This is a genomic window from Methylobacterium sp. HJ2 (genome assembly GCF_056431005.1).
Genome location: NZ_JBWJYM010000001.1, coordinates 345033 through 366829, shown reverse-complemented (window position 1 = coordinate 366829; position 21797 = coordinate 345033). Strand labels below are relative to the sequence as shown.

The following is a 21797-nucleotide window of genomic DNA, read 5'->3' as shown; positions in this document are numbered from 1 at the left end:
AGCGCCCACAGGAGACTCCGATGATCCGCATTCTCACTCTCGCGGCGGCCCTCGCCTGCGCCGCCACCGCCGCCCGCGCCGAGGCTGCGGCCGTGATCCTGCCCTGGGGGGCGTGGCTCGTCGCCCTCGGCCAGGGGCTGCAGGCGGTTCTGACACCCGTTCTGCTCGCCCTGGTCACCGGCCTGATCGCGCGCTTCGTCCCCTGGCTCGGCTATCTCGTCTCGCGCGGCGCGGTCGAGGGCATGGTCGTGCGTGCCACCGACTACGCCCTGAATGCGGTGGCGGGCGCGGCCAAGGGGCAGGTGCTCACCGTGCCGGTGGGCTCCGCGGTGATCGCCGCGGCCGTGCAGCGCGCTGCCGATCAGGTGCCGGGCTTCCTGATCCGGACGGCGGGCGGCCTGCCGGGCATCGCCGAGACGGTCTTCCGACGCCTCGACCTCGAAAAGAGCGCCACCGCCGCCAACACCCTGGCGCCCGCGCTCGCGGCGGTGGGACAGGTGCGCCGGTAACCCCGGGCCCACCCCCTTCCGGACCGGGAGAGCGCCATGACCGCGACGCAAGACCCCGGCGGACCGGAGGGCCGGGCCCGCCGCCGGGCCCTGCTTGAGGCTCTCGGGGAGGAGGTCGGGCGCGCCCTGCCGCTTCCCGCTGAGGCGCTCGGCCAGAGCCTGATCCGGCGCGCCCACGCGGCGGGCGAGCCGGCGCGGTCGGACCCGGAGCCCGAGGCGGAGGAGGAGCGCCGCCTCGTGCGCTTCGGCGCGGAGTGGCGCGCCTTCGTCCGCCGCCAGGGCCCGGACCGGCTCGCGGCGCTCGACGAGCTGATCGACGCGCGCATCGAGCACCGGGCGCTGCTGCGCTACACCCGGCGCGTGCGCAATGCGGCGGTCGCGGTGGCGGTCGCCGGCTTCGCGGCGGCGCAGTTCGGAATCGACCGCCTCCCGGTCGTGCGCCAGATCTGGCGCCTGATCCGGGCCGGCGGATGACCGGATCCCGTGATCGACGAAACTCCGTGACCGACGCAATCCTGCGAACGACGACAGGAGATCCGCGATGGCCCCGCTGCATCGCCTCCGCCGCGGCCTCGGCGCGGCCCTGGTCCTGACACTGTCCGGCTGCGCCGCCTACGCGGCCGGAGCCCTCTACCGCGACGGGACCGGCCCACCGGCCGTCGCCGCCTGCCCGGACCCTCTCCCGCGCGTGGAGCCGCCCCTCGTCTCCCGCTGGAACCGGACGCCGGGCCGGCCGTAGAGGGGTGCGCGTAACCCGAAACCGAACATGATCGCCGCCACGCCCGACGCCGCCCCGCCCGATCGCGGCCCGCCCGCCCCCGCGCCCAGCGCAACCGGCCCCGGGCGCGCAACGCGTTCGGCGCGCGCGCCAAGCGGTGGTATTCAGGGCGCATTCAGTGCCGTCGGTCGACAGTCCCGTCCCATGCGCCACGCCCTCGCCATCGCTGCCCTGAGCCTGACCGCGGCGGCGCTCGCCGTGGGCGGCTTCGGCAGCGCGGCCGAGGAGACGCCGGCCACCGTCGTGCGCCCGGTGCAGTCTCCCGCCAGCCCGCCGGCGCGGGCGGATGCCTGCCTGTCGCCCGCCGACATGCGCGAGGAGGTCTCCGAGGGGCGCGTCATCGAGCCGGTGGCGGCGATCCGGGCGGCCCGCACCGTGATCCCCCGGGCCGAGATCCAGCGCGCCAGCCTGTGCCGCCACGAGAGCGGGCTCGTCTACATGCTCACCGCCTTGCGCCGGGACGGGCATTTCGTGCACGTCATGGTCGATGCCAAGACGGGTCAGGTAGCCGGCCAGTACTGAGCGGCCGGCCGCAATCGAGGATGGAGTGAGCCGTGCGTCTGCTCGTCGTGGAGGATGACAGGGACATCAACCGGCAGGTGGTCGCCGCCCTGGAGGAGGCCGGCTACGTCGCCGACAAGGCCTATGACGGCGAGGAAGGCGGCTATCTCGGCGAGAGCGAGCCCTACGACGCCATCATCCTCGACATGGGCCTGCCCAAGGCCGACGGCGTCAGCGTGCTGCAGAAGTGGCGGCGGGCCGGGGTGAAGACGCCCGTGATCATCCTCACCGCCCGCGACCGCTGGTCGGACAAGGTCGACGGCTTCGACGCCGGCGCCGACGACTACGTCACCAAGCCCTTCCACATGGAGGAGCTGATGGCCCGGGTGCGCGCCCTGCTGCGCCGCGCCGCCGGCCACGCCTCGAGCCAGATCGCCTGCGGGCCCGTCACCCTCGACACGCGCTCGGGCAAGGTCTTCGTGGACGGCAATCAGGTGAAGCTGACGAGCCACGAGTACCGGCTGCTCTCCTACCTGATGCATCATACCGGCCGCGTTGTCTCGCGCGCGGAGCTGACCGAGCATCTCTACGACCAGGATTTCGACCGGGATTCCAACACCATCGAGGTCTTCGTCGGGCGGCTGCGCAAGAAGCTCGCGGTCGACCTGATCCAGACGGTGCGGGGGCTCGGCTACCTCGTCGATCCGAACCAGCCGGCGGCCCGGGTGTGAGGGGTCAGGCGAGGCCCGTGGCCGCATCGGTCCGGGCGCCGTGCGCGCCCCTGGACAGCGCCGGCACCGCTCGGCCCCGCGCCTTGCCGGTTGACGGACGAGCCTGCGCGCGCTCGTGACGGGGCGCGAGGCGATCTCACGAGCCCTTCGTCGCGGGATTCGGTGCGCAGGGCGAGCTTGACCGACGCGGTCAAGCGAAGCCGCGGGCGCTCCGCCAAGGTCCGGGCGAGGCGGCCGGTCGCGTCGTCTCGGATATGGAGAGCCGTCGCGCTCGCTCGGGATCGTGTGTACGGGGAATGATCGAGCCATCCACACGCCTGGTCCGGTCGCAGGAAGACGGTGCGGAGCCCCCGCGCGGCGCGTCGCCCGTGACCGCCCTTCTCCAGTTCGTCTCGCTCCGGCGGCGCTCCATCGCGGTGCGCCTCGCGGTCTCGGCCTTCCTGGCCTCGTCCGCGATCCTGCTGATCGCGGCCTGGATCCTGACGACGCTCTATCGGGAGAACACCGAGCGAGCCTTCGACAGCCGGCTCCTCGTCTTCGCCAACAACCTCGCCACCGATCTCGTCTCGCCGAGCGATCCCGAGAGCCGCTCGTTCTCGCTCGGCGACCCGCGCTTCGACCTGCCGCTCTCCGGCTGGTACTGGCAGGTGGGACGCCCCGACGCGAAGCCGCGGGACCTGCGCACCTCGCGCTCGCTCGTGGGCGTGCCGCTGAAGCCCGCCACCAGCACCGACGGCAAGACCGGCATCGGCCAGATCCGCCAGGGCTACGGCCTCGCGCAGGACGAGCGGTCCCTGCGCGTCATCGAGCGCGACGTCGATCTCGGCGAGGAGGGCCGCTACACCGTGCGGGTCGCGGGGCCCGCCGACGAGATCGTCAACGACGTTGACCGCTTCCGCTTCTCCCTCTACGTCACCTTCGGGCTGCTCGGGCTGTCGCTGGCGCTCACCACCCTGCTGCAGATCCGCTTCGGCCTCGCGCCCCTCAAGAAGATGCGCGCCGCGCTCGGCGCGATCCGCCGGGGCGAGGCCGACCGCATCACCGGCGCCTACCCGCAGGACATCGCCCCGCTCGCGGGAGAGGTGAACCTCCTGATCGAGACCAACCGCGAGATCCTGGAGCGCGCCCGCACCCAGGTCGGCAACCTCGCCCACGCCCTGAAGACGCCGCTCTCGATCATCGTCAACGAGGTCGGCGGCGCGGACGCGCCCGACGATCTCGCCCAGAAGATCCGCGAGCAGGCCGCGGTGATGCGCGACCAGGTGAATTACCATCTCGACCGCGCCCGCGCGGCGGCGCTCGCGGGCACGCTCGGCACCTCGACGGAGGTCGAGCCGGCGCTCGCCGGTCTCGTGCGCACCTTCGGCAAGATCTACCGCGACAAGGACATCGCGTACGAGGTCCACGTGCCGGCCGGCCTGCGCTTCCGCGGCGAGCGCCAGGATTTCGAGGAGATGGTCGGCAACCTCGTCGACAACGCCTCGAAATGGGCGCACGGCCGCGTCGCGATCCGGGCCGAGGCCGTGGCCAAGGACGCCTATCCCCACCTCCTGGTCTCGATCGAGGACGACGGCCCGGGCCTGCCGCCGGAGGCGCGCCAGGCCGTGCTCGGGCGCGGACGCCGTCTCGACGAATCGAAGCCGGGCTCCGGCCTCGGCCTCTCGATCGTGGCCGACCTCGCCACGCTCTACCGCGGGCGCTTCAGCCTGGAGGAGGCGACGCTCGGCGGCCTGCGCGCCGTGCTCGAGGTGCCGGGCGACGCCCCGGCGCGAGCGGTGGGGCATTGACGCCGGAGCGGCGGGCGGCTGCCGGCAAGCGTGGCGGGCTTGTCTCCGGAGGCGACTTGCGTGACACCGTGTCGCCAGCGCGAGGGATCGTGCCGGGACGGCGACGTCCGTACCTACCGGGGGGCCCAGTCCCGGGAACCGGTTTCGGGTTGTCGGACAGGCCGATGCGAGACCACAGAGCAGCGGATCGAGATCGGTCCGGTCGATAGGATCCGATGACGCCGATCTGGTTCATACTGGCGGGCATGACCGCCGCGGCGGTGCTCGCGCTGCTCTGGCCGATCTCGCGCCGGACCGCCCGGGCCGCCGCGGAGCCGGGGGGCGTCGACACGGAGGCGCGCTTCTACGAGGATCAGCTCGCCGAGATCGAGCGCGATCTCGGCCGCGGCCTGATCGCCCCCGGCGAGGCCGAGGCGGCGCGCGCCGAGGCCGCGCGACGGCTGCTCCGGGCGAGCCGGGCCGGGTCGCCCGGGGACGCCAAGGCCTTCGCGGAGCCGCGCCTGCGCCAGCGCCGGGCGGCCTCCGCCTTCGCGCTCTCCACCATCCCGATCGTGGCGCTCGTGGCCTACGGCCTCTACGGCTCGCCGGACCTCCCCGCCCAGACGCCCGCCGACCGCAAGGCCGCCCAGGCCGGCGACCAGGATCTGATGAAGGCGATCGGCCAGATCGAGGCGAAGCTCGCGAGCGATCCGGGCGACGTGCGCGGCTGGTCGGTCCTTGCCCCCGTCTACATGCGGCTCGGCCGCTTCACCGACGCGGCCCACGCCTACGAGGCGGTGGCGCGGCTGAAGGGCGAGACGCCCGAGATCCTCTCCGATTGGGGCGAGGCCCTGGTGGCGGCCGGCAACGGCGTGGTGCCGCCGGAGGCCAAGGGCGTGTTCGAGCGGGCGCTGGCTCAGGACCCGAAGACGCCCAAGCCCCGCTTCTACCTCGCCCGGGCCGCCGAGCAGGCGGGGGACACGAACGAGGCGATCCGCCAGCTCACCGCCCTGGACGATGCGAGCCCCGCCGACGCACCCTGGCTCGGCTTGGTGCGCCAGAACCTCGCCCGGCTCAAGGGCGAGCCGCCCCCCGCCGCCGATCCGGGATCCGCGGAGCCCAAGGCCGCCGGCACGCCGGGCGATCAGGCCGGCGACCGGGCGGCCGACGCGCGGCCCGCCGATCGGCCCGCAATCCCGGCCGACCAGCAGGCCGCGATCCGCACCATGGTCGACGGGCTCGACAGGCGGCTCGCGAGCGAGGGCGGCAGCGCCGAGGAATGGCTGCGCCTCGCCCGCTCCCGCGCCGTGCTGGGCGAGCGCGACCGGGCGCAGGACACCGTGGCGCGTGCCCGGAAGGCCCTCAAGGACAAGCCGGACGATCTGGGCCGGCTGGAGAGCGGCGCGCGCGATCTCGGACTCGGTGAGCCGATGCCGGCGGCGCCGGGCGATTCGGCGCCCGGCCCGGCGGCCCGCGCCGACACGGAGGCCGCCGTCGCCGCCGTCACCGCGATGCCACCGGCGGAGCGCGACGCGGCGATCCGAGGGATGGTGGCGAGCCTCGACCGGCGGCTGGCGGCCAAAGGCGGCAGCGCCGACGAGTGGCTGAGGCTGGTGCGCTCCTACAGCGCGCTGGGCGACCGGGCCCGCGCGATCCAGGTGCTCGACCGCGCCCGCATGGCGCTCGCGGCCGATCCGGCGGCGGCGGGCCGGCTCGACGTGCTGGCGCGGGAGCTCGGCCTGCCGCTGCGGGGCGAGAAGCCCTGAGCCGCACCCCGCCCCGCAATCCCCCTCTACGACAATCGGTCCTGGCCGGCGGCCTTGACCCGCGGCGCGCCGGAGACGACACCGGCTGACAAGAACCGTTCGAGGAGGTCCGGGGCCCGGCGCGGTGCCGGATCCCACTCGACGCCGCGGGGACGGAACCGACGTGACGCGCAAGAGCCGCCGCCTGATCCTGATCTGCCTCTGCGGCGGCGTCCTCGTCCTCGCGGTGGGCCTGATCCTGACCGCGATGCAGGGCGCGATCGTGTTCTTCCGCTCGCCGACCGAGGTGGCGGCCCAGGGCGTCGGGCCGGGGGTGCGCTTCCGCCTCGGCGGCCTCGTCAAGGACGGCTCGGTCAAGCGCGGGGCGGACCAGACCGTCGAATTCGCGGTGACGGACACCAACGCCACCGTGCCGGTGCAGTACCGGGGCCTTCTGCCGGACCTGTTCCGCGAGGGCCAGGGCGTCGTCGCCGAGGGCCGCATGGAGCCCGGCGGCGTGTTCCGCGCCGACAGCGTGCTCGCCAAGCACGACGAATCCTACATGCCGCGCGAGGTCGCCGACGCCCTCAAGGCGCAGGGTCGCTGGCAGGAAGGCGGCAAAGCGACCGCGAAGACCGGCGGCAAAGCCCCGCAGGCGGCCGCCGACGGGGCGCTGGGCCCCCGCACCGAGCGTTGAGACCCGCGTGAACAGACACAAGGACGCCTGAACCGTGCTGGTCGAGACCGGTCATTACGCCCTCGCCCTCGCCCTGGCGCTCTCCCTCGTGCAGGCGGCGATGCCGATCTGGGGCGCGCGCTCCGGCGAGCCCGCCCTGCGCCAAGTCGCGACCCAGGCGGCGCTCGGCAGCTTCGCCTGCGTCCTCTTCGCCTTCGCGGCGCTGACCTACGCGCACGCCACCTCGGACTTCTCGGTCCAGAACGTGGTGGAGAACTCGCACACGGCCAAGCCCTTCATCTACAAGCTCTCCGGCGTCTGGGGGAACCACGAGGGCTCGATGCTCCTCTGGGTGCTGATCCTGACGCTGTTCGGCGCCTGCGTGGCGGTGGCGCGCAACTCGGTGCCGCCGGTGCTGCGGGCCAACACGCTGGGCGTGCAGGGCTTCATCACCTTCGTGTTCGTGCTCTTCATCATCACGACCTCGAACCCCTTCGCGCGGGTCAGCCCGGCGCCGGTCGAGGGCAACGACCTGAACCCGCTGCTGCAGGATCCCGGCCTCGCGGTCCATCCGCCGCTGCTCTACGTCGGCTATGTCGGCTTCTCGATCACCTTCGCGTTCGCGGTGGCGGCGCTGATCGAGGGACGCATCGACGCCGTCTGGGCGCGCGCCGTGCGGCCCTGGACCCTGATCGCCTGGAGCTTTCTCACGCTCGGCATCGCGATGGGCTCCTACTGGGCGTATTACGAGCTCGGCTGGGGCGGCTGGTGGTTCTGGGACCCGGTCGAGAACGCCTCGCTGATGCCCTGGATCGCCGGGACCGCGCTGCTCCACTCCACCGTCGTGATGGAGAAGCGCGACGCCCTGAAGGTCTGGACGGTCCTGCTCGCGATCCTGACCTTCTCGCTCTCGCTCCTCGGCACCTTCATCGTGCGCTCGGGCGTGCTGACCTCGGTGCACTCGTTCGCCACGGACCCGACCCGCGGCATCTTCATCCTGGGCATCCTGATCCTGTTCATCGGCGGCTCGCTGACCCTGTTCGCGTGGCGGGCGCCGCTGCTGCGCCAGGGCGGCCTGTTCGCGCCGATCTCGCGGGAGGGCAGCCTCGTCCTCAACAACCTGTTCCTCGTGGCCGCCTGCGCCACCGTTCTCGTCGGCACGCTCTACCCGCTGCTGCTGGAGATGCTGACGGGCGAGAAGATCTCGGTCGGTCCCCCCTTCTTCAACCTCACCTTCGTGCCGCTCGCGGTGCCGCTGCTGCTGATCGTGCCGTTCGGGCAGGCGCTCGCCTGGAAGCGGGGCGACGCCCTCGCCGCGGCGCAGCGCCTGTTCGCCGCGCTGGCCGCCGCCCTGGTGATCGGCTTCGTCGCGATGGCGCTGACCTGGGGCGGCCCGGTGCTGGCGCCGCTCGGCATTGGGCTCGGGGCCTACCTGATCGTCGGCTCGGCGCTGGAGATCGTCGCCCGCGCCCGCGGCTACGGCGGCAACCGGGCCCGCGACCTCGCCACGATCCGGCGCCGGGCCTTCGGCCTGCCGCGCTCGGCCTGGGGCACCGCGGTGGCGCATGCGGGCGTCGGCGTCGTGGTGATCGGCATCGCGGCGCAGGGCTGGGCGACCGAGGGGCTCGCCACGCTTCAGCCCGGCGGCAGCGTCGCGGCCGGCCCCTACGTCGCCACCCTCGACCGGGTCGCGCCGCGCACCGGCCCGAACTACGAGGAGACCGCGGCCTATCTCACCATCCGCAACCGCGCGGGCGACGAGATCGGCCATGTCGATACCGGCAAGCGCTTCTACCCGAGCCGGCGCATGGGCGTCACCGAATCGGGCCTGCTGACCCTCGGCGTCAGCCAGGTCTATGCCAGCCTCGGCGAGATCAACCCGGACGGCGTCGGCCTGCGGCTCTACTACAAGCCGCTCGTCCTGCTGATCTGGCTCGGCGCGGTGGTGATGGCGCTGGGCGGCGCCCTCTCGCTGACGGACCGGCGCATGCGGGTCGGCGCGCCGGTGCCCGCCCGCGCCAAGCCCCTCCCCCCCGCGGCGGTGCCGGCCGAATGAGGCGGACGCTCCTCCTCTTAGTGGCCGGCCTCGCCCTCGCGGCGGCGCCCGCCCGCGCCGTCCAGCCCGACGAGGTGCTGAAGGACCCGGCCCTGGAGCATCGCGCCCGCGCGATCTCGGCGGGGCTGCGCTGCCTCGTCTGCCAGAACCAGTCGATCGACGATTCGGACGCGCCGCTCGCCAAGGATCTGCGGCTGATCGTGCGCGAGCGCCTGACGGCCGGCGATACCGACCAGGGCGTCGAGGATTACGTGGTGCGCCGCTACGGCGAATTCGTGCTGCTGCGCCCGACCTTCGGCCTGCATACCCTGCTGCTCTGGGGGACCCCGCTGGTGGTGGTCCTGCTCGGCGCGTTCGGCATCTGGCGGCTCGCGCGCCGCCGGCCGCCCGCTCCCGAGCGCGGCCTCTCGCCCGCCGAGGAAGCGGAGGTCGCCGCCCTGCTCGCCCGCGACGGCACGACAGGCGGTGCGGTGCCGACCAAGCGGTAACCGGAGCGGTAGCCAAGGACCGGCGGCGCGGCCATCATCCCGCCGGTGCGCGGGCCGATTCGGCGCGATCGGCCCTGGCGCGGCACGAGTCTTGGATGCGCCGGATCTTCAGGGCAACCAGTCCCGATGGGCCGGAACCGGACCCGGGCAGGACGGACCCCACAGGGGAATGTCATGGCCACGACGACGCTGACGATCTCAAGCCGGAACTACTCATCCTGGTCGCTGCGCGGCTGGCTGATCTGCCGGATGGCGGGGCTCGACTTCGAGACCGAGATCCTGGCCGGCGACGACGCCTCGAGCCGGGCCGAACTGCTCCACCTGTCGCCCTCGTTCCTCGTACCGCGCCTGCGCCACGAGGGCATCGTGGTCTGGGACACGCTGGCCATCGCGCAATATCTCAACGAGACCTTCCCGCAGGCGGGTTTCCTGCCGCAGGACGTGGCGGCGCGCGCCCATTGCCATTCCATCGCGGGCGAGATGCACGGCGGCTTCGTCAACCTGCGCTCGGCGCTGCCGATGAACCTCAAGGCCTTCCATCCGAACTTCAAGATCTTCAACGGCGCCAAGGGCGACATCGAGCGCATCGTCACCATCATCGACGATTGCCTCGCCCGCTACGACGGCCCCTACCTGTTCGGCACGCGTCCGACCCTGGCCGACGCGATGTACGCGCCCGTCTGCACGCGCTTCCGCACCTACGACGTGCCGCTGCCGCCCCGGGCCGCCGCCTATCGCGATACCATCCTGCGCTGGTCGCTGATGACCGAGTGGGCCGAGGCCGCCGCCGAGGAGCCGGACGAGATCGAAGAACTCGACATGGAGTTCTGACGGAGGCTGGGCTCGCGGGCCGTCCCGCCCGCGAGGCCCGGCCGGATGGATCCGCGGACCGGAGGCGACAGGCGGTTGCCGCCTCGCGCGGCGCGATCGGTCGTCTCGTGCCCTTCGGCCGATGCCGTGGCGGCGCGACGGGAATCCGCGCCCGTCGCTCGGTGTCCGGACTCCCAAATCCCTCGTTCGAGGGCGCCAAGAGGCGCCGCCGAAGAGATCCGATCATCGATCGGAGCGGCGTCATGGCTCGGACGATCCGCAGCCATCGCACCCGCTTGGCGGCCGGATGACGCGCCGGTCGCCACCTCGGAGAACCGAGAGACAAATCTCCGGAATTTTAATGCAGGCCACCCCTGTGCGCAGCACAGGGCTACGCGGAGTAGGACACCGGTTTCGACAAAAACTCTTTGCTGATCCATGCCCGATCCGCACTGCGACGCGGAGGCCGCAAAGGCGCACTCACCCCGCTTACTGGGTTACAGGCTAACAGATATTCTTTGTCAGGCGACCGAACCGCTTGATTGAGTGCAATCGGCATTTCTGTTCCACTCCGGCTTAGAAAAGGAACAATGTAGGTAGGAAACCATGCCGCGTTTCGAAGCCTGGAGCGCCCCGCGCGCCGCCGGGATCATCGCCGAGCATACCCATCTCGAAGGGGCGACGCTGCCGATCCTGCACGCCCTGCAGGAGACCTTCGGATACGTCGATGCCGGGGCTGTGCCGCTGATCGCCGATGCGCTGAACCTGTCGCGCGCCGAGGTCCACGGCTGCATCACCTTCTACCACGATTTTCGCAGCGCCCCGGCCGGCCGGCACGCGGTCAAGCTCTGCCGGGCCGAGGCTTGCCAGGCGATGGGCTCGGACAAGCTCCATGCCGAGATCCTGGAGCGTCTCGGCGTCGACTGGCACGGCACCACCCGCGACGGCACCTGCACGGTCGATCCGGTCTATTGCCTCGGGCTCTGCGCCAACGGCCCGGCGGCCCTAGTGGACGACGAGCCGGTCGCCCACCTCACCGCCGATGCGCTCGACGCCGCCCTGAGCGACGCGATGGGAGAGACCCGCCAATGAGCGTCACGATCTACGTCCCCCGCGACGCGGTCGCCCTCGGCCTCGGCGCCAACAAGGTCGCCCGCGCGCTGTTCGCGGGCGCCGAGCGCCGCGGCCTCGACGTCACCATCGTGCGCACCGGATCGCGCGGCCTGTTCTGGCTCGAGCCGATGGTCGAGGTGGGAACGCCCGAGGGCCGCATCGCCTACGGCCCGGTCAAGGTCGCCGACGTCGACGCCCTGCTCGATGCCGGCCTGACCACGGGAGGCGACCACGCCCTGCGCCTCGGCAAACCCGAGGCGCTTCCGTTCCTCGCCCGCCAGCAGCGCCTCACCTTCCACCGCTGCGGCGTGGTCGATCCGGTCTCGGTCGAGGATTACCGGGCGCATGGCGGCTACCGCGGCCTCGAGGCGGCGCTGCGGACCGATGCCGAGGGCATCGTGGCCGCGGTGCGGGAGTCGGGGCTGCGCGGCCGCGGCGGCGCGGGCTTCCCCGCGGGCATCAAGTGGAACACCGTGATGCTGGCGAGGGCGGACCAGAAATACGTGGTCTGCAACGCCGACGAGGGCGATTCTGGCACCTTCGCCGACCGGATGATGATGGAGGGCGACCCCTTCAACCTCATCGAGGGCATGACCATCGCGGGCCTCGCGACCGGGGCCACGCGCGGCTACATCTATCTGCGCTCGGAATACCCCCAGGCCTTCGCCACCCTGAAGGAGGCCATCGCCAACGGGGTGAAGGCCGGCGTCCTCGGCGAGAACGTCCTCGGCTCGGGCAAGGCCTTCCACCTGGAGGTCCGGCTCGGCGCCGGCGCCTATATCTGCGGCGAGGAGACCTCGCTGCTGGAGAGCCTGGAAGGCCGCCGCGGCATCGTGCGGGCCAAGCCCCCGATCCCGGCGCTGAAGGGCTTCCTGGGCAAGCCGACGCTCGTCAACAACGTGATGACCTTCACGGCCGTGCCCTGGATCCTGGAGCACGGCGCCAAGGCCTACGCCGATTACGGCATGGGGCGCTCGCTCGGCACCCTGCCGATCCAGCTCGCCGGCAACGTCCGGCACGGCGGCCTGATCGAGATGGCCTTCGGCATCACCATCCGGCAGGTGATCGAGGAGTTCGGCGGCGGCACGCGCTCGGGCCGTCCGGTCCGCGCGGTGCAGGTCGGCGGGCCGCTCGGGGCCTATTTCCCCGACCACCTGCTCGACACGCCCCTCGACTACGAGGCGATGGCGGCCAAGAAGGGCCTCGTCGGCCACGGCGGCATCGTGGTGTTCGACGACACGGTCGACATGGCGCGCCAGGCCCGCTTCGCCTTCGAGTTCTGCGCCACCGAGTCGTGCGGCAAGTGCACCCCCTGCCGCATCGGCGCCACCCGCGGCGTCGAGACCATGGACAAGGTGATCTCCGGCATCCGCCCGGAGGCGAACCTGAAGCTGGTGGAAGACCTCTGCGAGGTCATGACCGACGGGTCGCTCTGCGCCATGGGCGGGCTCACGCCGATGCCCGTGATGAGCGCGATCACCCATTTCCCCGATGATTTCAGGCGCGCCGGCGATCTGCCGATCGCGGCCGAGTGAGGAGGCGTCGATGGCCCTGATCAAGGAAATCGACTACGGCACGCCGATCCGCGTCGCCGAGCAGACCGTCACGCTGACGATCGACGGCATGTCCGTCACGGTCCCAGCCGGCACCTCGGTGATGGCCGCCGCGATGCACGCCGGCACGCAGATCCCGAAGCTGTGCGCCACGGATTCCCTCGAGCCGTTCGGCTCCTGCCGGCTCTGTCTCGTGGAGATCGAGGGACGGCGCGGCACGCCCGCCTCCTGCACCACGCCGGCCGAGAACGGCATGGTGGTCCGCACCCAGACGGACAAGCTGTCGAAGCTCCGCAAGGGCGTGATGGAGCTCTACATCTCCGATCACCCGCTCGACTGCCTGACCTGCGCGGCCAACGGCGATTGCGAGTTGCAGACCCAGGCCGGCATCGTCGGCCTGCGCGACGTGCGCTACGGCTACGACGGCGACAACCACGTCAAGCCGTCCGCCGAGAAGTACCTGCCGAAGGACGAATCGAACCCCTACTTCACCTACGATCCGTCCAAGTGCATCGTCTGCAACCGCTGCGTCCGCGCCTGCGAGGAGGTGCAGGGCACCTTCGCGCTGACGATCAGTGGCCGCGGCTTCGACTCGCGCGTCGCCGCAGGCCCGACCAACTTCTTCGAATCCGAGTGCGTCTCCTGCGGCGCCTGCGTGCAGGCCTGCCCGACCGCGACGCTGCAGGAGAAGTCGATCCACGAGTTCGGCCAGCCCGAGCACGCCGAGGTCACCACCTGCGCCTATTGCGGCGTCGGCTGCTCGTTCAAGGCCGAGATGCAGGGCACCCGCGTCGTGCGCATGGTTCCCTACAAGGGCGGCAAGGCCAACGAGGGCCATAGCTGCGTCAAGGGCCGCTTCGCCTACGGCTACGCCACCCACAAGGACCGCATCACCAAGCCGATGATCCGCGAGAAGATCACGGATCCGTGGCGCGAGGTGTCGTGGGAAGAGGCGATCGACCGTGCGGCCTCCGAGTTCAAGCGGATCCAGGCCCAGTACGGCAAGGATTCGGTCGGCGGCATCACCTCGTCGCGCTGCACCAACGAGGAGGCCTACCTCGTCCAGAAGCTCGTGCGCGCCGCCTTCGGCAACAACAACGTCGACACCTGCGCCCGCGTCTGCCACTCGCCGACCGGCTACGGCCTGATGTCGACGCTCGGCACCTCGGCCGGCACGCAGGACTTCAAGTCCGTCGAGCATTCCGACGTGATCCTGGTGATCGGCGCCAATCCCACCGACGGCCACCCGGTCTTCGGCTCGCGGATGAAGAAGCGCCTGCGACAGGGCGCCAAGCTCATCGTCGCCGACCCGCGCAGGATCGACCTCGTGAAGTCGCCCCACATCAAGGCCGACTTCCACCTGCCGCTGAAGCCCGGCTCCAACGTCGCCTTCATCAACGCGCTGGCGCACGTCATCGTCACCGAGGGGCTGATCGACGAGGCCTATGTGCGCGAGCGCTGCGACCTCGCCGAGTTCGAGTCCTGGGCTCGCTTCATCGCCGACGAGCGCCACTCGCCGGAGAACCAAGCGCAGTTCACCGGGCTCGACCCCGAGCAGGTGCGGGGTGCCGCCCGACTCTACGCCAAGGGTGGTGCCGCCGGCATCTACTACGGGCTCGGCGTCACGGAGCACAGCCAGGGCTCGACCATGGTGATGGGCATGGCCAACATCGCCATGGCCACCGGCAACATCGGCATGCTGGGCGCGGGCGTGAACCCGCTGCGCGGCCAGAACAACGTGCAGGGCTCCTGCGACATGGGCTCGTTCCCGCACGAGCTGCCGGGCTACCGCCACGTCTCGGACGACGCGACCCGCGAGAGCTTCGAGGCCCTCTGGGGCGCCAAGCTCGACAACGCGCCGGGCCTGCGCATCACCAACATGTTGGACGAGGCCGTCGATGGCTCGTTCAAGGGCCTATACATCCAGGGCGAGGACATCGCGCAGTCGGATCCCGACACGCACCACGTCACCGCCGGCCTGATGGCGATGGAGTGCATCGTCGTGCAGGACCTGTTCCTGAACGAGACCGCCAAGTACGCCCACGTCTTCCTGCCGGGCGCCTCGTTCCTCGAAAAGGACGGCACCTTCACCAACGCCGAGCGCCGCATCTCCCGCGTGCGCAAGGTGATGCCCCCGATGGGCGGCTACGGCGACTGGGAGGGCACGGTGCTGCTCTCGAACGCGCTGGGCTACCCGATGACCTACACGCATCCGTCCGAGATCATGGACGAGATCGCATCCCTGACGCCGAGCTTCACCGGCGTGTCCTACGCCAAGCTCGACGAGCTCGGCTCGGTGCAGTGGCCCTGCAACGAGAAGGCGCCGCTCGGCACCCCGATGATGCACGTCGACCGCTTCGTGCGCGGCAAGGGCCGGTTCATGATCACCGAGTTCGTGGCCACCGAGGAGCGCACGGGGGCGAAGTTCCCCCTCATCCTCACCACGGGCCGGATCCTGTCCCAGTACAATGTCGGCGCGCAGACCCGGCGCACCCACAATTCGCGCTGGCACGAGGAGGACGTGCTGGAGATCCACCCCTTCGACGCGGAGCTGCGCGGCATCGTCGACGGCGATCTCGTCTCGCTGGAGAGCCGCTCGGGCGACATCGCGCTCAAGGCCAAGATCACCGAGCGGATGCAACCGGGCGTGGTCTACACCACGTTCCACCACGCCAAGACCGGCGCCAACGTCATCACCACGGACTTCTCGGACTGGGCGACCAACTGCCCCGAGTACAAGGTAACGGCGGTGCAGGTGCGGCGAACGAACCGGCCCTCGGACTGGCAGGCGAAATTCTACGAGGAGGATTTCTCGCTGACGCGCATCGCCAATTCCCAGGATGCCACCCTCGACGCGGCGGAGTGAGCGGATGAGCGCCCTGACTCAGGAGGACAAGCTCCTCCGCATGGCCAACCAGATCGCCAGCTTCTTCCGGTCCTACCCGGAGGAGGAGGCGGTGGCCGGCATCCAGAAGCACATCACCGCGTTCTGGACCCCCAAGATGGTCCACCGCCTGACGGCGGCTCTCCCGGCGATGGGCGAGCGGGCCGACATGCTGGTCCGGCGGGCCATGCACGGCCCCGAGACCGGCGCCGAAAGCCCGGTCCGCGCCGCGACCCGCGATCCGCAGAAGCTCGGAGAGGGCGCGAGCGACGCCGGCTGAGGCCGGCGTCCCGACAGGCGCTCGCGAAGGCCCCGCTCCGGCCGGGCCTTCGCGAGATCCGGCCGGTTGCGGCCACCGTGGCCGCTCCCGGGTCGAAAGCGGTGCATTTTCCGTGGTTCTCTGGATTAAAAATACGAGGATCGGCGTGCGCCCCGGTTCCCGTCGACATGGAAACCGCTAAATCTCTCCCGTGTGCGCGGCCCGCGAACGAGGCGGCCACGGAGGAGGACGTCATGAGTGTCGGAATGACGGGCACGGTCGCGCCCGGTACGGAGCCGGGCTTCCTGTCCCGGGAGCGGATCGTCGCGCGGGCCGGGTTCAACCGCTGGCTGGTGCCGCCCGCGGCGCTCTGCATTCACCTCTGCATCGGCATGGCCTACGGGCTCTCGGTGTTCTGGCTGCCGCTCTCGCGAGCCCTCTCGGTCGGCCAGCCGGCGCCCGCCGCCTGCCCGGACATGAGCATCGCCACCGCCCTGTTCACCACCACCTGCGACTGGCGCGTCAGCGACCTCGTCATGGTGTTCTCGATCGGCATCGTGGTTCTCGGCCTCTCGGCCGCCCTGTTCGGCGGCTGGCTGGAGCGGGCGGGCCCGCGCAAGGCGGGGCTGGTGGCGGCCCTCTGCTGGGGCGGCGGCTTCCTCGTCGGCGCCCTCGGCGTCTACCTGCACCAGCTCTGGATCGTCTGGCTCGGCATGGGGCTGATCGGCGGCATCGGGCTCGGGCTCGGCTACATCTCTCCCGTCTCGACCCTGATCAAGTGGTTCCCCGACCGACGCGGCATGGCCACCGGCATGGCGATCATGGGCTTCGGCGGCGGCGCCATGATCGGCTCGCCGCTCGCCGACGGGCTGATCAAGAGCTTCCGCACCGCGGATTCGGCCGGCGTCTGGCAGACGCTCGCGGTGATGGGCCTCGGCTACCTCGCCTTCATGCTGGCCGGCGCCTTCGGCTACCGGGTGCCGCCGAACGGCTGGCGCCCCGAGGGCTTCACGCCGAAGGGCGGCAGCAACGCGATGATCGCCTCGGGCCACGTCCATCTCGACGACGCGCACAAGACCCCGCAATTCTGGCTGCTCTGGCTGGTGCTCTGCCTCAACGTCTCGGCCGGCATCGGCGTTCTGGCGCTGGCCTCGCCGATGCTGCAGGAGATCTTCGGCGGCGCGCTGATCGGTCAGCCCGGCACCGGCTTCTCGGCCCTCGACGGCGCGCAGAAGGCCCAGATCGCGGCGATCGCCGCGGGCTTCGTCGGGCTCCTGTCGCTGTTCAACATCCTGGGCCGGTTCTTCTGGGCCTCGATGTCGGACAAGCTCGGTCGCAAGGTCACCTACGCGATCTTCTTCGCGCTGGGCTGTGCCCTCTACGCCGCCGCCCCCTGGTCCGCCGGGATCGGCTCGCAGGCGCTGTTCGTGGCGATCTTCTGCGTGATCCTGTCGATGTATGGCGGGGGCTTCGCCACCATCCCCGCCTATCTCGCCGACGTCTTCGGCACGCAGTTCGTGGGCGCCATCCACGGGCGCTTGCTGACCGCGTGGTCGACGGCCGGCATCGTCGGGCCCTTCGTGGTCACGAAGATCCGCGAGCTTCAGGCGGCGGCGGGCGTGCAGGGCGCCGATCTCTACGGGCGCACCATGTACATCCTGGCCGGCTTCCTGGCGGTGGGCTTCCTCTGCAACCTCGGTGTCCGGCCCCTGGCCAAGCACTGGTTCATGGACGAGACGCGCGTCGCCAAGGCCGATCCCCGCTCCGGCGCGGCGGCCGGGCCCTCGGGCTCGTTCGGCATCGGCCGCGGCGGGTTCTCGGTCACGGCGCTGATCGCCTGGGCGGTGGTCGGCCTGCCCATCCTCTGGGGCATCGGCATCACCCTGTCGAAGGCGCTGATCCTGTTCCGCTGAGGCCCGAACCGGCGATTGTGACCGGGCGGCGCGGGGCCTACCTACGGGCATGCCACGCGCCGCCCGCGCGGCGGCCGGCCCGGATGCGCCCGTGATCGACAAGCTCGACTTCCTGCTCGCGCTCGCCCGCGAGCAGCATTTCGGTCACGCCGCCGAGACCTGCGGCGTGACCCAGCAGACCCTCTCGGCCGGAGTGAAGCAGCTCGAGAACCGCTTCGGCGTCCAGCTCGTCCTGCGCGGATCGCGCTTCCACGGCTTCACGCCCGAGGGCGAGCGCGTGCTCGACTGGGCACGCCGGATCGTGGCCGATGCCCGCGCCATGCACGAGGACGTGGCCGCGCTGCGCCGCGGCCTCACCGGCCACCTGCGCATCGCCGCGATCCCCACGGCCCTGCCGATGGTGGCGAGTCTCACCACCCCCTACCGCGCCCGCCACCCGAACGTGCGGCTCACGGTCGAATCGACCACCTCCGCCGACATCTTCTCGCTGATCGAGAACCTGGAGGCCGATGCGGGCCTGACCTACCTCGACAACGAGCCGCTCGGCCGCGTCATCGCGGTGCCGCTCTACCGCGAGCGCTACCGCCTGCTCACCGCGGCGGGCGGCCCCTACGACGACCGCGCCTCGGTGACCTGGGCCGAGGTCGGGCGCATCCCGCTCTGCCTGCTGACGCCCAACATGCAGAACCGGCGCATCATCGACCAGCAGATCCGCGCCGCGGGGGCCGAGCCGTCCGCGACCCTCGAATCGAACTCGATGATCGTGCTGATGACCCACGTGCGCACCCTGCAATGGGCGAGCGTGATGCCGGCGATCCTCGCCGACGCGCTCGGCCCGATGAAGGGCGTGCGGGCGATCCCCATCACGGCGCCCAATCTCGAGCACACGATCGGCCTCGTCGCGGCCCGGCGCGAGCCCTCGACCCCGATGGTGACGGCGCTGGTCGCCATCGCCCGCGGCCTCGCCCGCACCCTCGATGCGGCGCTCGACATCGCCGATCTCGACCTGCCGGCCGACGCGCCCTGAGCCGGACGGCCGGTCCCACGGGGTGGGCCGCCCGCGCGGCGGCCCTACAACGGGTCGGAGCCGGAACGGGGATCGGGATGCAGGAACGGGACATGCGGTCCGGCGCGAAGCCGGGGCTGGAGCGCAAGGCGGTCGCGGCCGTGGTGCTGGGCAACGCCCTCGAATTCTACGATTTCACCATCTACGCCTTCTTCGCCAAGGCGATCGGCGAGGCCTTCTTCCCGGCCCAGGACGCCACCCACAGCCTGCTCGCCTCGCTGGCCCTCTTCGGCGTCGGCTACGTCATGCGCCCGATCGGCGGCATCCTGATCGGCGCCTTCGCCGACCGGGCCGGGCGCAAGCCCGCCATGCTGATCACCATAGGGCTGATGGCGGTCGGCATGGTCATGCTCGCCGCCTGCCCGAGCTACGCCGTGCTCGGCGGCTGGGCGCAGGTGATCGTCATCGTGGGCCGCCTGATCCAGGGGCTGGCGCTCGGCGGCGAGGTCGGCCCCTCGACCGCCTACCTGCTGGAGGCCGCCCCCGAGCGGCACCGCGCCTTCGTGGCGAGCTGGCAGATCGCGAGCCAGGGCTGCGCCGCGCTGGTCGCCGGCATCCTGGCCTCGGTCCTGACCCTGGGCGTGGGCGAAGCCGCCATGGCGAGTTGGGGCTGGCGCCTGATGTTCGCGCTGGGCCTCGTCGTCGTGCCGGTCGGCTTGATCATCCGCAGCCACCTGCCCGAGACGGCGGGCGAGACGGCGGATCCCGGAGCTGCCGGCAGCACCCGCGCGGTGCTCGTTCGGCTTCTGCGCGATCACGGCCGGCTCCTCGCCCTCACCTTCCTGGTCATCGCCGCCTCGACCGTCTCGAACGCGGTCGGCACCAACATGCCGGTCTATGCGGGGGCGACGCTCGGGCTCACCGAGACCGTCGCGACCGCCGTGCCGATCGCGCTCGGCCTCGCCTCCGTGGCGTTCCCGCTCCTGGGCGGGTGGCTCGCCGACCGGATCGGGCGGCGCCCCGTGATGATCTGGCCCCGCGCCCTCATCCTCATCCTCGCCGTGCCGGCCTTCGCCTGGATGGTGCACGAGCCGACCGCGTTCCGGGTCTATGCCGTGACCTTCCTGCTCTCGGCGCTCTCCTCGATCAACGCGGCGGCGATCATCGTCGGGATCCCCGAAGCCCTGCCGCGCGCGGTGCGCAGCGCGGGGCTGTCCATCGTCTACGCCTTCTCGGTCTCGATCTTCGGGGGCAGCACCAACTACGTGATCAACTGGCTGATCTCCGCGACCGGCGACCGCCTCGCCCCGGCCTATTACCTCGCGGCCTTCAGCGTGATCGGCACGCTCGCCGCGCTCGCCCTGCCCGAGACCCGCGGCCGGACGATCGGGCCGCGGGATGTCGGCGCGGCGGATCCGGTCGGCGCGCGCGCCTAGGCCGCCTTTCCGGCCGGGGCGCGGCCCGCTATGGCAGGCGGTTCCCACGGCCGCCCGATCATCCCATGACCGCACCCGCACCGAGCCCGTCCATGCCCCTGCCGAGCCGCGAGGCGGTCGCCGCGGTGGTCGCGGGGCTCGGCGCGCGCTTCGGCAACCGGCTCTCCACCGGAGAGGCGATCCGGGCGCAGCATGCGAGCACCCTGACCTGGGCGCCGAGCCAGCCGCCGGACGCGGTGGTGTTCCCGCAGGGGACGGAGGAGGTGCAGGCGATCGTGCGGCTCTGCGCCGAGCACCGCGTGCCGGTGATCCCCTTCGGCACCGGCTCGTCGCTGGAGGGCCACGTCAACGCGCCGCTCGGCGGCGTCAGCGTCGATCTGTCGGGCATGAACCGGATCCTCGCCGTCCATGCCGAGGATCTCGACTGCGTCGTCGAGGCCGGCGTCACCCGCAAGGCCCTCAACCTGGCGCTGCGCGACCAGGGGCTGTTCTTCCCGATCGACCCGGGCGCGGACGCCTCCTTCGGCGGCATGGCCGCGACCCGCGCCTCCGGCACCAACGCCGTCCGCTACGGCACCATGCGCGACGCCGTGATGGCGCTCACCGCTGTGCTGCCGGACGGCCAGGTGGTGCGGACGGGGAGCCGGGCGCGCAAATCCGCGGCGGGCTACGATCTCACGCGCCTCCTCGTCGGCTCGGAGGGCACGCTCGGCATCATCACCGAGCTGACCCTGCGCCTCAGCGGCATCCCGGAGGCGATCTCGGCGGGCGTGTGCTCCTTCCCGAGCGTCGCTGCGGCCTGCGACGCGACCATCCTGGCGATCCAGTCCGGTCTGCCGCTCGCCCGGATCGAGCTCCTCGACGAAGTCCAGGTCCGCGCCAGCAACGCCTATTCGAAGCTGCGCCTGCCCGAGACGCCGCTGCTGCTGCTCGAATTCCACGGCACCGAGGCCGGCGTTTGCGAGCAGGCCGAGCGCTTCGGCGCGATCGCAGCCGACCTGGAGGCCGGGCCCTTCGAATGGGCGACCGAGGCCGAGGCGCGCAACCGGCTCTGGCAGGCCCGGCACGACGCCTACTGGGCGGCCTTGGCGCTGCGGGCCGGCGCGAGAGCCGTCGCCACCGATGTCTGCGTGCCGATCTCGCGGCTGGCCGAATGCGTCGCCGAGACGAAGCGCGACATCCTGGACAGCGGCCTCGTCGCGCCGATCGTCGGGCATGTCGGCGACGGGAATTTTCACGTCCAGCTGGTGCTCGATACCGGCGACGGCGACGAGGTCGCCCGGGCGGCCGCCTTCATCGACCGTCTGGTCGGCCGGGCGCTCAGCATGGACGGCACCTGCACCGGCGAGCACGGGATCGGGCAGAAGAAGATCGGCTACCTGGAAGCCGAGCACGGGCTCGCGGCGGTCGAGACCATGCGCAGCCTCAAGCGCGCCATCGACCCGCTCGGGATCATGAACCCCGGCAAGGTGCTGCGGCGTTGAAGGCCGCTCGCGCCGCATCCGGCCTCATCGCATCGGGCCGACGTCCCAGGCTCCTCGTTTCGACGCGCCGTCGCTCGGCGAACCGGCGA

Annotated in this window: 19 protein-coding genes; all 19 read left to right on the top strand. The window is 71.6% G+C overall.

From position 1 onward, the window contains the following. Positions 1-20 precede the first annotated feature (20 nt). The 19 genes from ACS5RC_RS01655 (at position 21) to ACS5RC_RS01565 (ending at position 21708) form a co-directional block, all read left to right on the top strand. Positions 21-509: a hypothetical protein gene (locus tag ACS5RC_RS01655; protein WP_478342079.1), complete on the top strand. Its 489-nt coding sequence runs from the start codon at positions 21-23 to the stop codon at positions 507-509. Positions 510-545: 36 nt separating this feature from the next. Then, complete coding sequence (locus tag ACS5RC_RS01650) at positions 546-983, top strand: hypothetical protein (protein WP_478342078.1); 438 nt, start codon at positions 546-548, stop codon at positions 981-983. Positions 984-1050: 67 nt separating this feature from the next. Next, a complete protein-coding gene (locus ACS5RC_RS01645) occupies positions 1051-1248 on the top strand; it encodes a hypothetical protein (RefSeq protein ID WP_478342077.1) in 198 nt (65 codons plus the stop codon). A gap of 183 nt (positions 1249-1431) precedes the next feature. Next, a complete protein-coding gene (locus ACS5RC_RS01640; protein ID WP_478342076.1) occupies positions 1432-1809 on the top strand; it encodes a PepSY domain-containing protein in 378 nt (125 codons plus the stop codon). A 32-nt stretch (positions 1810-1841) separates the two neighbouring features. Further along, on the top strand, positions 1842-2519 hold the full coding sequence (locus tag ACS5RC_RS01635) for a response regulator transcription factor (protein ID WP_478342075.1): 678 nt from the start codon (positions 1842-1844) through the stop codon (positions 2517-2519). A 368-nt stretch (positions 2520-2887) separates the two neighbouring features. Next, positions 2888-4306: a sensor histidine kinase gene (locus tag ACS5RC_RS01630; RefSeq protein WP_478342074.1), complete on the top strand. Its 1419-nt coding sequence runs from the start codon at positions 2888-2890 to the stop codon at positions 4304-4306. Positions 4307-4521: 215 nt separating this feature from the next. Continuing rightward, the gene (gene ccmI / locus ACS5RC_RS01625; RefSeq protein ID WP_478342073.1) at positions 4522-6051 is read left to right on the top strand and encodes a c-type cytochrome biogenesis protein CcmI; all 1530 of its coding nucleotides are present in this window, start codon (positions 4522-4524) and stop codon (positions 6049-6051) included. A gap of 163 nt (positions 6052-6214) precedes the next feature. Then, the gene (gene ccmE / locus ACS5RC_RS01620) at positions 6215-6727 is read left to right on the top strand and encodes a cytochrome c maturation protein CcmE (RefSeq protein WP_478342072.1); all 513 of its coding nucleotides are present in this window, start codon (positions 6215-6217) and stop codon (positions 6725-6727) included. A gap of 34 nt (positions 6728-6761) precedes the next feature. Beyond that, entirely contained in the window at positions 6762-8762 is a 2001-nt protein-coding gene (locus ACS5RC_RS01615) for a heme lyase CcmF/NrfE family subunit (RefSeq protein WP_478342071.1), read from the top strand. Next, positions 8759-9250 carry a cytochrome c-type biogenesis protein gene (locus ACS5RC_RS01610; RefSeq protein WP_478342070.1) on the top strand — a complete coding sequence of 164 codons (492 nt, stop codon included), beginning with the start codon at positions 8759-8761 and terminating at the stop codon, positions 9248-9250. The genes ACS5RC_RS01615 and ACS5RC_RS01610 overlap by 4 nt, the downstream gene beginning before the upstream one ends. A gap of 174 nt (positions 9251-9424) precedes the next feature. Beyond that, complete coding sequence (locus tag ACS5RC_RS01605) at positions 9425-10081, top strand: glutathione S-transferase family protein (protein WP_478342069.1); 657 nt, start codon at positions 9425-9427, stop codon at positions 10079-10081. A gap of 585 nt (positions 10082-10666) precedes the next feature. After that, the gene (locus tag ACS5RC_RS01600; RefSeq protein WP_478342068.1) at positions 10667-11152 is read left to right on the top strand and encodes a formate dehydrogenase subunit gamma; all 486 of its coding nucleotides are present in this window, start codon (positions 10667-10669) and stop codon (positions 11150-11152) included. Further along, entirely contained in the window at positions 11149-12708 is a 1560-nt protein-coding gene (locus tag ACS5RC_RS01595) for a formate dehydrogenase beta subunit (RefSeq protein WP_478342067.1), read from the top strand. Before ACS5RC_RS01600 ends, ACS5RC_RS01595 begins: the two co-directional genes overlap by 4 nt. A 10-nt stretch (positions 12709-12718) precedes the next feature. Continuing rightward, a complete protein-coding gene (gene fdhF, locus ACS5RC_RS01590) occupies positions 12719-15592 on the top strand; it encodes a formate dehydrogenase subunit alpha (protein ID WP_478342066.1) in 2874 nt (957 codons plus the stop codon). A gap of 4 nt (positions 15593-15596) precedes the next feature. Beyond that, complete coding sequence (locus tag ACS5RC_RS01585) at positions 15597-15890, top strand: formate dehydrogenase subunit delta (protein ID WP_478342065.1); 294 nt, start codon at positions 15597-15599, stop codon at positions 15888-15890. 233 nt (positions 15891-16123) lie between these two features. After that, positions 16124-17782, top strand: a complete 1659-nt coding sequence (locus tag ACS5RC_RS01580; protein ID WP_478342064.1) for an OFA family MFS transporter — start codon at positions 16124-16126, stop codon at positions 17780-17782. Between the two features lie 91 nt (positions 17783-17873). Next, positions 17874-18809 (top strand): LysR family transcriptional regulator, encoded by a 936-nt coding sequence (locus ACS5RC_RS01575; protein WP_478342063.1) that lies wholly within the window; start codon positions 17874-17876, stop codon positions 18807-18809. Between the two features lie 92 nt (positions 18810-18901). Then, positions 18902-20224: an MFS transporter gene (locus tag ACS5RC_RS01570; protein WP_478342062.1), complete on the top strand. Its 1323-nt coding sequence runs from the start codon at positions 18902-18904 to the stop codon at positions 20222-20224. Positions 20225-20289: 65 nt separating this feature from the next. Next, complete coding sequence (locus ACS5RC_RS01565) at positions 20290-21708, top strand: FAD-binding oxidoreductase (protein WP_478342061.1); 1419 nt, start codon at positions 20290-20292, stop codon at positions 21706-21708. Positions 21709-21797 lie beyond the last annotated feature (89 nt).